The organism is Escherichia albertii NBRC 107761 = DSM 17582 (genome assembly GCF_000759775.1).
GTDB lineage: Bacteria > Pseudomonadota > Gammaproteobacteria > Enterobacterales > Enterobacteriaceae > Escherichia > Escherichia albertii.
Map to the genome: position 1 here is coordinate 1 of NZ_BBMY01000148.1, position 10857 is coordinate 10857.

A 10857-nucleotide genomic window follows, 5' to 3' on the forward strand; every position below is an offset into this window, starting at 1 on the left:
TGTGCATTACAAACTGCACGCAGGTATGCGCATTTTGTTCACTATTTGCGTAAAACCCACCAGCGAACACATATCCTGCGCGTTTATTTCCTTACATCCGGCAAGAGTTAGTTTTACTTCTCCAGGCCGTATTTTCAGTGATAGCGGTGTTTTATCGCGCATCTGCTGTAAAGTCTGAAAGACGAAAGAAGCCTGAATCCACTGGCTGTTATCACTTAGCCGACGCCAGCGTTCAAACACCAGTTCACCACCCGGCGGCGTGTTATCTGGCTGGCCTGGCAGCGTCCAGTTAAGCCCTAACGCGCCGCCCAGATTCGCCAGATTGGTATCGTGTCCGACAATAAACAACAGTGACGTCGGAAGCATTACGCCATGGCTCTGTTTTTTCAGGCCATGCGCGGTCAACGCTGTCAGGACCAAATCCAGTAATGGCGTGGCGCGACTACGGGCAACTTCTGGCGTACGTTGTAGCAGATAAAATTGCGCATTATGCAGACTTAACAAAGTATTCCACTGCTGTGAATCGGTAATTCGCCCCCAACCCGGCTGTGGCATTCCTTGTGCTTGTTGCAGGAGAAAGATCTCTGTCAGCATTGATGCCAGGCTTACCGCTCCGGTTAATGAGACATTGTCGCTACTCACGTTGAGTTCCGATGGTAATACTTGGGTCAGCGAACAACTTTCGCCTTGTTTCTCTCGTTTGAGGCACAAGCGTGATTGAGAAAAATTCAGAACCCGCTCCAGTTCACGAAATGCCGTTTGCCTATGCTCAGTGAATCCGGCTATCGATCCCCCTGCCCTGTTGAGAATAGCCCCGGTCACCTTTGCCTTATCCAGTTGGCAAATACCGGTTTTAAGGGGATTAAACAACGGGTCGGGACGGGAAGTGTCTGGCAGAGTGTGTACGGGAAGAACACAGCCGGGCGCCAGTCCGGCTGCAAAAGCTTCGCCCGTTTTACGGGTGCGTTCGTCAATATCGGCAATAATCGCGACCTGCCCCGGTTTCGGGCATCCCTTTTTTGCCAGCAAACCATCAGCCACCAGACGCTGACGTTGGTAATGCCCAAGATAAGAGACCAGCTCGCCGCCGCGCGGCGTCAGCCAGCCCAGTTTTGCTGGCCAGGTTGGCCATGCATTGGGGGTGACATCCTGCATGAGTGATGTTGCTTTGGTTGGCGCACGCACGCCATGACGGCTAACAATCACCACACTTTCCAGCTTTAGCTCCGGCTCATTCTGAGCGTATGCAGGCGACAGTGTTAACGGAAGCAGAAGAGAAAAAAAAGGGAGCAAAATCACTTTCATCGCCAGGTTCCCGTTTTGCATATTTCGCATTAAGGTCTGGTGCGACGCTTGATGCGTCACATCAGACCTACGCTCGTTAACCTTTTAGACGTGGCTCCAGCCATACTAACACTACGGTGGAGAGTGAACACATCAACAAAATGCCGACGAACCAGAGTAAATACCACATCGTTCCTGCTCCTTAGTACAGCTCGTTTTCGTGATGGCGGAGAGTTTCTGTCGTCATACGCCCCCACATTTTGTAGTAGCTCCATAATGTATAGAGCAACACAATGGGCAAAAATATCAGCACGATAACCAACATAATGCTCAGCGTCATCTGGCTGGAAGTGCTGTCCCACAATGTCAGACTGGATACTGGACTGATGCTTGAGGGCATGACAAACGGGAACAACGTGATGCCCGCAGTGAAAATCACGCCAAATTGCATTAATGAAGCCATCAGAAATCCCCATCCTGGGCGCCCCCGATAAATCGCCATCACCGTCAACAACGGGCAGAAGAACCCCAGCAACGGGAAAAGCCACAATACTGGCGATTCGATGAAATTATTCATCCAGGCACCTGGCAGTACAGCGACCATTTTCATTAACGGATTCGACGGACCATTAACATCCTGAGCGAGCAACACAAAGCCATCAATACCGACCCATAGCCAGTAACCCGCCAGTAAAAAGCACAACATCACCAGCAACGCTGCGCGTTTGGTCGCCAGTTGCGAGCGCAGGTGAATGACGCCGACGGTCTTAAGTTGCAGCCAGACGCCTCCCTGCAAAATCACCATCCCCAGACTGAGCAAGCCGCACAGCAATGGGAATGGTGTAAGCAACTGCCAGAAAGTACCGAGATACTCCACGCGTAATTGCGGTGTAAAGGCAAATGGCACGCCGAGTAACAAGTTACCGAATGCGATCCCAAAGACCGCAGGCGGCACCAGACTGCCAATAACCAGACCGGCATCCCACATTTTACGCCAACGCACATCGGCGATTTTGCCGCGATAATCAAAAGCCAACGGGCGAAAAAACAGCGAGCACAGAACCAGAATCATTGCCACATAAAAGCCGGAAAACGCCGCAGCATAGACTCTGGGCCAGGCGGCAAATAATGCTCCGCCTGCGAGGATCAGCCAGACCTGGTTGCCTTCCCAGTGCGCGCCAACGCTGTTTATGACTATCCGACGTTCATCATCGTCACGTGCAACCAGCGGTAGCAGACAGCCGATCCCCATATCAAATCCGTCGGTGATCATAAAGACCACCAGGATCACGCCCATCAGTAACCACCAGATGAACCGTAATGTCTCATAATCAAACATGACTCCCTCCTTTACCCCTGTTGCTGCGCGGGTTGTTCACTCTGCATCGCACTCGGCCCCAGGCGAGCATATTTCTGCATCAGGTAGACTTCGGCGATAAGGAACAGGGTATAAAGCCCGACGATCATGATCAGTGAGAAAGCCAACTGACCCGTAGTTAATGCAGAGTGCGCGGAATATGTTGGTAAAATGTCCTGTATCGCCCACGGCTGGCGGCCAAATTCGGTCATAAACCACCCGGCCTCAATGGCAATCCACGGTAGCGGCAGACTCCAGAGCGCTATTTTTAGCACCCAGCGATGCTGGTCAATTTTGCCACGCAGTGTCTGAACAAGCGCAATCAGCATTACCAGTAGCAGCAGCGAGCCGCAGCCCACCATGATACGGAAGCTCCAGAATACCGGAGCAACCTGCGGGATAGCGCCTCGCATCGCTGCCTGATACTGTGCGGCAGTGACATGATTCATATCCGGCGCATAGCGGGAGAGCAGCATGCCGTAACCGAGATCGTTTTCCAGTTCACGAAACGCCTGCAACACATGCGGCTCACGATTGCCTTGCGATATCTCCTGCATTAGCAGCCAGGCCATACGTCCGCGTTGTAAGCGTGGATAGGTTTCAGCCATTAAATTTTTCAGCCCCGGCACGGGCTTATCTAATGAGTGAGTGGCGAGGATCCCTAGCAGCGCGGGGATTTTGATGGCAAAGGTATTGCGCTCTTGATCCTGCTCCGGCCAGGCAATGAGATGAAACGGCGCTGGCGCAGGCTCTGTCTGCCACTCCCCTTCCATCGCTGCCAGTTTTACCGGCTGTACACGAGCAACTTCAAACGCAGAGCTGTCTCCAAGTTGCAGCGCGCCAATTATCGCCAGAGTGCCAAAGACGGAACCGATAGCAAACGAGCGTAACGCCACATCGCGCTCCCGCCCGCGCAGTAAATACCAGGCGCTAATTGCCATAATGAACATCGCTCCTGTCACGTAGCCCGCCATCACCGTGTGCACAAACTTCACCTGGCTGACGGGGTTAAAGACCAGATCGCTAAAGCTGGTCATCTCCATGCGCAGAGTGTCGATATCGAAATGAGCGCCGGTCGGGAACTGCATCCAGCCATTGGCATTCAAAATCCACAATGCGGAGATATTGGAACCGAACGCCACCAGCCAGGTGACCAGCAGATGTTGATATTTATTGAGACGTTGCCAGCCGAAGAAAAACAAGCCAACAAAGGTGGATTCGAGGAAGAAGGCCATTAGAGCTTCCATCGCCAGCGGCGCGCCGAAAATGTCGCCCACATAGTTAGAATAAAATGACCAGTTAGTACCAAACTGAAACTCCATCGTCAGGCCAGTCGCCACGCCAAGAGCAAAGTTGATACCGAAGAGCTTACCCCAGAAGCGCGTCATATCGCGGTAGATAATCTTGCCAGTGACCACGTATATGGTTTCCATGATAGCCAGCAAAAAAATCAGCCCCAGAGTAAGTGGCACGAATAAAAAATGGTACAGCGCGGTCAGAGCAAACTGCCAACGCGATAAATCAATAACATCCCACATGCGAACTCCTGTAAGCGAAGAGAGGGAAATAGCTTATTAATAGTAGATCCCCTCTTTTATCCTTACAGTTTGTGGGTAGTTATCTTCGCTAATTTCGATATTCATAGAACTGAAAGCGATATTTGCCGCCGTTTTTCACTACGGCGCGCTTTCCGCCAGCCACCGACAGACCTCACCCAATCGTTGCGTAGAATCGACCAGATCTTCTGGCGCTGCCAGCACGACTTCCGGTATTGGGCAGATCTCATAGCTCTCAAGCAACGGGCCCTTTAAGGTATCCAGACAACGTAAATGCCAGACATGGCGTAATCCGGTGGCGTTGATATAGCTTTCGCCATAGCCAACGGTGCGAATCTGAATATTCCCCGGCCCGCACAGACGCGAGAGGAAAACCCGGTCAGCCTCGCTGATGGGCAACTGTGTCAGATTGATACTGTGTGGCTGCGTATCAGGGTTACGCACATGCGCCAGCAGTTCATGGGCCAGCGGCAGACCATTCATCAGACCGTCGATGGGAGGAGGTAATAGTGAATCCGTCGGTAGCGTATTTTGTGTTGTCGCCTGCAACAACACCAGCGGCGCGCGACCTACCTCCAGCCTGTCTTCCTGCAATCGAGCATCGCGACGTTTGCGTACGCGCCAGAACCCGCAGAAGATCGCTTCCTGAATTTCACTTTCGCTACCGTCAGCATGCTGAATACGCACCGAGACTTCCCCTTCCCCGAGAAGCGTATTAATGAAGTGACGCTCATCGGCGTTGAGATTTAACAGGTTAACGGCTAACACTTCACCCTGCGGCGGCTGGCGTTGACTTAGCTGTTTTTGCAAATCGTTTAACAGCGCAATGACCCGCGGACTATGCGAACACCGTTCCAGCGCCGCCATGCTCGGTTCATCATTCACCTGGCAGGTAATTGGCAGCGGGTTCATGCTGAAACTGTCATCGTTCGGTTGCGTTCCAGGTCCCAGCAGATGAAAAAAAGTTTCACTCATGAGGCTTGCTCCTGTTGCTGTGCGACAAGCCCGCTCATCAGGCTTACCCACTCTGCCCACGGGTGAATACCATTCAGCACGCCACGATAATTGCCATCGGTAAACACCAGTGTTGCCGGAAAGCGAAAAACCCCAAAGCGATCGCCAATGGCTTCACTCTGTTCGAGATCAGCGATCGCCACTTGCCACGCATATTCTGGAAACTCGCGCAGTAATTCGCCAATCATTACCGGGTTATCGTTGACCTCTGGCGTGCGTTTCGGATCGCTGCTTAATAACACCACGCCGTCTGGCGCTTGCGTAAGCCAGTCGTCAAGGCTTGTTCCAGTGACTGGCGTCCAACCGCGCGCCAGCATTCGTTGCCACAACACATTAAATGGCGTGTTGCTGTTCATCCCTGCTCCTCCAGCGTCATCCGATACTGGCGCAAGCGAACGCCTTCGTAATTTTCCATCGACAGACAGTCATAATTGAGACAACGCGACTCTTCAGCCAGTTGTGGCACAACTCCCCACTCAGCCAGTTGCGCCAGCGCCGCTTGTTCCGCGGCGGGCAGTTGCGCCCGTGCCAGTTCGCTCAGGCTACCGCCGTAGTCGTCGAGCATCGCGGGTTGCAATCCGATAAGGGCGATTTGTGCAGGAAGATGACCTCGAATATCCGCCAGCGCCAGCACTTCGGAGAAGCTGTTCTGATGCAGGCTCATTTTCTTCGCGCTAAGGTAAGCAGGAATGCGCTCTCCGGCATAAGTGCGTAATGCCCCGGGCTCCAGACCATAATCAATAGCATCGAGGATCAACAAATGACTGGCGCTTTCGACATAGCCCAACAGGTTAAGCCCTTGAGTACCGCCATCGACAATTTCTACCTCTTCAGGCCAGCGGTAATGAGCATACAACCGTTCAGCCACCCGCACGCCGAAACCTTCATCAGCCCACAGCAAGTTGCCCAGCCCCATTACCACGATGCGTCGTTCGCTCATGAACGCTCCTTGTTGCTCATTTTGCCAAATTTATGACTGCGGTAACCATTAACCATCGTGGAGATCACCGTGTCGTCGGACATGATGTCTTCACGCAGCGCCATGTAGACATGACCGATCACAAACGCGCCAATCAGCCACATCCCCAGCCGATGCCAGCTGTGAATGTCCATTGAGTTGCCGCCCGTCCAGTAGAAAAACTCCACCACATAACGGAACGGGGTAAAAATGGCGTACTGGCTGTGCTCGCTGTACAGCGCAAAGCCGGTGATGATCATAAAGACGGACATCAGGAAATAGCCGAACATCGCCGCCTGGGCGATGGGGTTATGACCTATATCGGCACTCGGACGTTTTGCCAGAAACAGATACCAGCGGATTTCATACCACACGCCCTGCCACCAGCTTTTGCGCCATATCGGCACGATAAAAAGCTCGCGGGAGTAACGATTACCGACAAACGCCCAGTAAATCCGCATCAGCAAGACCACGGTAAAAATCATCCCGGCGCTGAAGTGGATTAACCTGATGTAACCCATATAGAACAGATACGTCGCCTCGCCGCTGACGGAAGGCAACGGCTTACCGATAAAGTATCCGGTGACCATCAACACCGCCATGCATAACACCGTCAGCCAGTGCCAGATCCGCACTGGCGCTTCAAACACATAGTGACTGACAACGTTGTCGCTTTTCTCTTGCATGATGATTCTCCTTCGCTGTTAACGCACCTGCACGGAGATAAGTTCGCTGCCGTCGTTGCCCAGTACATGCGTTGAACAAGCCAGACACGGATCGAAGCTGTGTAAGGTACGCAGGATCTCCAGCGGTTGCTCGGGGATCGCCATTTGGGTGTTCATCAGCGCGGCCTCATAGGCGCCAATCTGCCCTTTCGGATCGCGCGGGCTGGCGTTCCAGGTGGTCGGTACCACGCACTGGTAGAGCTCAATCTTGCCATCGCGAATCGCGGCCCAGTGGCCTAACGCTCCGCGCGGCGCTTCGGTAAAGCCGACACCACGGCACTCTGTCGGCCAGGTTGCAGGTTCCCATTTTTCAGTGGAGGCGGTGGCGAGATTGCCGTTTTTCAGGTTGGTCATCAGTTTGTCGAAGAAGTATTGCAACTGACCTGCGGCCCACTGCGCTTCATGCGCGCGGCACAAAATGCGACCCAATGTCGACTGGATGCCAGAAAGTGGCAGGTTCAGCGCCGACATCATGCGATCGACCGACTCCACGGTCGCAGCATCGCCTTTATGGTAGGCAATTAGCGTGCGCGCCAGCGGCCCCACTTCCATCGCATGACCGCGCCAGCGTGGCGCTTTGATCCACGAGTAGCGTTCCTGTTCATTCAGTTGCTGAATGTTGGTATCGCTGCCTTTGACATCGCCAGGGTTGTACCACGGGTCGGTAATACCATCGAACGGATGACGCCCGACCTGATCGTTGGGATAACGATACCAGGCATGATCGACAAACTCCTGCACCTGCTGCGGATCAACCAAATCCACTGGCAGCACATTGTTGAAGTCGCCGTTAATCACCGCGCCACCAGGCATCAGCAGACTTTTCTCGCTAAAGTCATTGGCAATATCCGGGAATGCGCCGTAGCTGAGGACGCATTTATCAGAAAGCCCCGTGCCGATTTCACTCCATGGTTTATTGAACTGACCGATGGCTAAGGCGTCGGGGATCATCACGTTATTAATGAAGTCCGCCGTGCGGGTAATGATCGACTGCACCAGATTCAGGCGTTCCATATTGACCGCCCCAACCGCGCCGCTTTCATCAATGTTAATGGCGCACGGCATCCCACCGACAATCCAGTTTGGATGAGGGTTTTTACCGCCAAAGACCGCGTGGATTTTGACAATTTCACGCTGGAAATCGAGAGCTTCGAGATAGTGGGCAAAGCCCATCAGATTAGCTTCCGGCGGCAGTTTGTACTGTGGATGGCCCCAGTAGCCGTTGCGGAAAATCCCCAACTGCCCGCCTTCAACAAATTTCTTCAGTCGGTTTTGCACGTCAAAGAAATAGCCAGGGGAGGATTTTGGCCATGAGGAGAGGCTTTGCGCCAGTTCGGAGGTTTTCCGCGGATCGGCTTTCAGCGCATCTAACACATCAATCCAGTCCATCCCGGCAAGCTGATAGAAGTGCACCAGGTGATCGTGGCACCAGAGCGTTGCCAGCATAATGTTGCGGATGATATTGGCGTTGTCCGGCACTTTAATGCCGATGGCATCTTCGATGGCATAGACCGAAGCCAGGGCGTGTACGCCGGTACAGACGCCGCAGATACGTTCAACGAACGCCCACGCATCGCGCGGGTCTCGCCCTTGCAGGATGATCTCCAGCCCGCGAAACATGGTGCCGCAGGAGACCGCGTTGGTGATCACATTCTGATCGTTAATATTCACTTCACAGCGCATGTGACCTTCGATGCGCGTGATCGGGTCAACCACCAGGCGGCGTCCGGCATTATTGATGGTGTACCCCTGAGTTTCGTACTGAGTGCTCATGCCTGTTTATCCTCATTGCCTGGCTGGTGTTCGGTTTCTGTAGGTTGCTGGTTATGACGTCTGCGCTGGTCAACGGCGCTGGCGACTGCATGCACACCAACAGCCGCAGCCACCACGCCAAGCGCGGTTAAGCCAACGGTATCGGCGGTGGAATGGGTACCCATTTGCGGAATATCGACCACGCGGCTGTAGAACGAACCGCGATCCCAGAAACCATTTTCAGCACAGCCCAGGCAGCCATGACCAGACTGGATAGGGAAAGAAACGCCATCGTTCCAGCGGGTAGAGGAACAGGCGTTATAGGTGGTCGGCCCTTTGCAGCCCATTTTGTACAGGCAGTAACCTTTACGGGCAGCGTCATCATCCCAGCTCTGGACGAACTCTCCTGCGTCGAAGTGAGCACGGCGATAGCATTTATCGTGGATTCGCTGACCATAGAACATCAACGGACGCCCCATTCTGTCGACATCCGGCAGACGATCGAACGTCACCATGTAAGTAATGATGGCGCTCATCACATCCGGGATTGGCGGGCAGCCAGGTACTTTGATAATGGGTTTGTCGGTAATGACTTTGTCGATAGGCGTTGCCTGCGTCGGATTGGGGCGCGCGGCCTGCACGCAGCCCCAGGAAGCACAGGTCCCCCATGCGATAATCGCACTGGCTCCGGCAGCGGCGCGTTTGAGTTTCTCAATAAATGGCCGACCACTGCTGATACAGAACATCCCCTGCTCGCCCAGCGGCGGGTTACCTTCTACTGCGAGGATGTATTTGCCATTGTATTGCGTGATGATGTCTTCAAAGACTTCTTCCGCCTGGGTTCCGGCGGCGGCCATCAAAGTATCGTCGTAATCGAGGGAGATAAGGGAAAGAATGACATCCTTCGCCAGCGGATGGGCGGAACGGATAAAAGATTCGGTACAGCAGGTACATTCCAGACCGTGGATCCACACCACTGGAATGCGCGGTTTATTCTCCAGCGCCCAGGCAATCTTCGGCGCCATCCCCGCGCCTAATCCCAGCGACGTGGCAGCCAAACTGCAATATTTAAGAAAACTTCGCCGGGTGACCCCCTGACGCCGCATGGACTGGTAAAATGTTTCCTCATTATTCATATCGCACGTCTCTTCTCCTTGCGACACCGGCAGAACACCGGGCGCTTATGGTCGGCAAGCGACGTCCCTGTAGCAAGGCAAACCATCGCTTCACGTGAGATGCTGAAAACGAAAGCTCATCCTTCTGCACTGGCGCACGTCGCCAGAAAGTAATGTTAATAAAGCGTAGTGAATTTTTTGCGCAAAACAACACAGTTTGTATGGATTTGTCTTTTTGCGATAAAAATAGACCTTATTTTCGTTCAGGCATGTTCTGAAGGGAGTAAAGGTTGCTGTACTGATAATTCACGTCTGGCATCGCAACAACCGCTTTTTATGGCTACGCAATCGCCAAATTGCTGTTATTTCACGCTATCAATGCGGTTTTGGCTGTTTTTCAGGCAAACGAACACATTAGGGGTTTACACGCCGCATCGGGATGTTTATAGTGCGCGTCATCCCGGAAGTGTGGCCGAGCGGTTGAAGGCACCGGTCTTGAAAACCGGCGACCCGAAAGGGTTCCAGAGTTCGAATCTCTGCGCTTCCGCCAAATAATCAAGGGGTTACCAAATGGTAGCCCCTTTGCTTTTTTGGCTCTTGGTATAAACTTGGTATACCAATTGGTATATTTTTATTCGGATGAGATTATCGGTCATGAGCGGAACCTCAGGTTCCTCGTCTGATGCCGCTCTTGCAACACGTTACGCTGCCGAGTATTTTTGTAAAACATGGACTGCTCCAGGCCTGAACCAGGCAGAAGGATACAAAGCTATCTCAGATCTGTCACATCACTATTTTCGTGCAGAAGGCTCTAGCCCTCCCCAATCAATGGCGACAGGTATAAATAAGGTTCGTTGTGATGCAGGAATGAAAGAGAAACATGTAAACTCACTGGATATATTTACACATAGTTATCCAGAAATTTATGCTGGAGTAGCATTAACACTTGCAGGAGTATGCAGTAAAGATAAACAGGCGATGTATAATATTACACAAGAAACCGTCCGTATCCTTCACGAAACTGAAACAAAAGATTGAACATTCTCAATAAAGAGCTGCGCCAAGCAGCACATATTCTGCATTGCAGTAAGATATG

The 10857-nt window shown here is 52.8% G+C and carries 10 protein-coding genes, 1 tRNA gene and 1 pseudogene; 2 read left to right on the forward strand and 10 right to left on the reverse strand.

The genetic code is table 11. The features are described 5' to 3' along the window. Positions 1 to 6: 6 nt before the first annotated feature. The 10 genes from EA14781_RS19840 to hyaA all read right to left on the reverse strand — a co-directional run bounded on the left by EA14781_RS19840 (position 7) and on the right by hyaA (position 9782). The gene (locus EA14781_RS19840) at positions 7 to 1305 is read right to left on the reverse strand and encodes an AppA family phytase/histidine-type acid phosphatase (protein ID WP_024164771.1); all 1299 of its coding nucleotides are present in this window, start codon (positions 1303 to 1305) and stop codon (positions 7 to 9) included. 76 nt (positions 1306 to 1381) lie between these two features. Next, positions 1382 to 1474 (reverse strand): cytochrome bd-II oxidase subunit CbdX, encoded by a 93-nt coding sequence (gene cbdX, locus EA14781_RS19845; RefSeq protein WP_000270307.1) that lies wholly within the window; start codon positions 1472 to 1474, stop codon positions 1382 to 1384. Between the two features lie 12 nt (positions 1475 to 1486). Then, positions 1487 to 2623, reverse strand: a complete 1137-nt coding sequence (gene appB, locus EA14781_RS19850; protein ID WP_000460824.1) for a cytochrome d ubiquinol oxidase subunit II — start codon at positions 2621 to 2623, stop codon at positions 1487 to 1489. A gap of 11 nt (positions 2624 to 2634) precedes the next feature. Next, positions 2635 to 4179: a cytochrome bd-II oxidase subunit 1 gene (gene appC, locus EA14781_RS19855; RefSeq protein ID WP_000263538.1), complete on the reverse strand. Its 1545-nt coding sequence runs from the start codon at positions 4177 to 4179 to the stop codon at positions 2635 to 2637. A gap of 138 nt (positions 4180 to 4317) precedes the next feature. Next, on the reverse strand, positions 4318 to 5172 hold the full coding sequence (locus tag EA14781_RS19860; protein WP_000004924.1) for a hydrogenase expression/formation protein: 855 nt from the start codon (positions 5170 to 5172) through the stop codon (positions 4318 to 4320). Then, complete coding sequence (gene hyaE / locus EA14781_RS19865) at positions 5169 to 5567, reverse strand: hydrogenase-1 operon protein HyaE (protein WP_001087730.1); 399 nt, start codon at positions 5565 to 5567, stop codon at positions 5169 to 5171. The genes EA14781_RS19860 and hyaE overlap by 4 nt, the downstream gene beginning before the upstream one ends. Continuing rightward, positions 5564 to 6151 (reverse strand): hydrogenase 1 maturation protease, encoded by a 588-nt coding sequence (gene hyaD / locus EA14781_RS19870; protein WP_000004153.1) that lies wholly within the window; start codon positions 6149 to 6151, stop codon positions 5564 to 5566. The genes hyaE and hyaD overlap by 4 nt, the downstream gene beginning before the upstream one ends. Beyond that, complete coding sequence (gene hyaC / locus EA14781_RS19875; protein ID WP_001156755.1) at positions 6148 to 6855, reverse strand: Ni/Fe-hydrogenase b-type cytochrome subunit; 708 nt, start codon at positions 6853 to 6855, stop codon at positions 6148 to 6150. Before hyaC ends, hyaD begins: the two co-directional genes overlap by 4 nt. A gap of 18 nt (positions 6856 to 6873) precedes the next feature. Next, positions 6874 to 8667, reverse strand: a complete 1794-nt coding sequence (hyaB, locus tag EA14781_RS19880) for a Ni/Fe-hydrogenase large subunit (RefSeq protein WP_000107397.1) — start codon at positions 8665 to 8667, stop codon at positions 6874 to 6876. After that, a complete protein-coding gene (gene hyaA, locus EA14781_RS19885; RefSeq protein WP_002461900.1) occupies positions 8664 to 9782 on the reverse strand; it encodes a hydrogenase 1 small subunit in 1119 nt (372 codons plus the stop codon). The genes hyaB and hyaA overlap by 4 nt, the downstream gene beginning before the upstream one ends. Before the next feature lie 441 nt (positions 9783 to 10223). On the opposite strand from hyaA, the gene EA14781_RS19890 reads away from it, so the two are divergent. Together EA14781_RS19890 and EA14781_RS23835 are read left to right on the forward strand one after the other, a co-directional pair. Beyond that, positions 10224 to 10311, forward strand: a tRNA-Ser gene (locus EA14781_RS19890). A gap of 95 nt (positions 10312 to 10406) precedes the next feature. Then, positions 10407 to 10799: pseudogene (locus EA14781_RS23835) on the forward strand (secretion protein EspV); the annotation flags it as partial. Positions 10800 to 10857: the final 58 nt, after the last annotated feature.

Coding starts and splice junctions, on each gene's coding strand:
- EA14781_RS19840 (WP_024164771.1), bottom strand. CDS start 1,305: ATGAAAGTGATTTTGCTCCCTTTTTTTTCTCTTCTGCTTCCGTTAACA.
- cbdX (WP_000270307.1), bottom strand. CDS start 1,474: ATGTGGTATTTACTCTGGTTCGTCGGCATTTTGTTGATGTGTTCACTC.
- appB (WP_000460824.1), bottom strand. CDS start 2,623: ATGTTTGATTATGAGACATTACGGTTCATCTGGTGGTTACTGATGGGC.
- appC (WP_000263538.1), bottom strand. CDS start 4,179: ATGTGGGATGTTATTGATTTATCGCGTTGGCAGTTTGCTCTGACCGCG.
- EA14781_RS19860 (WP_000004924.1), bottom strand. CDS start 5,172: ATGAGTGAAACTTTTTTTCATCTGCTGGGACCTGGAACGCAACCGAAC.
- hyaE (WP_001087730.1), bottom strand. CDS start 5,567: ATGAACAGCAACACGCCATTTAATGTGTTGTGGCAACGAATGCTGGCG.
- hyaD (WP_000004153.1), bottom strand. CDS start 6,151: ATGAGCGAACGACGCATCGTGGTAATGGGGCTGGGCAACTTGCTGTGG.
- hyaC (WP_001156755.1), bottom strand. CDS start 6,855: ATGCAAGAGAAAAGCGACAACGTTGTCAGTCACTATGTGTTTGAAGCG.
- hyaB (WP_000107397.1), bottom strand. CDS start 8,667: ATGAGCACTCAGTACGAAACTCAGGGGTACACCATCAATAATGCCGGA.
- hyaA (WP_002461900.1), bottom strand. CDS start 9,782: ATGAATAATGAGGAAACATTTTACCAGTCCATGCGGCGTCAGGGGGTC.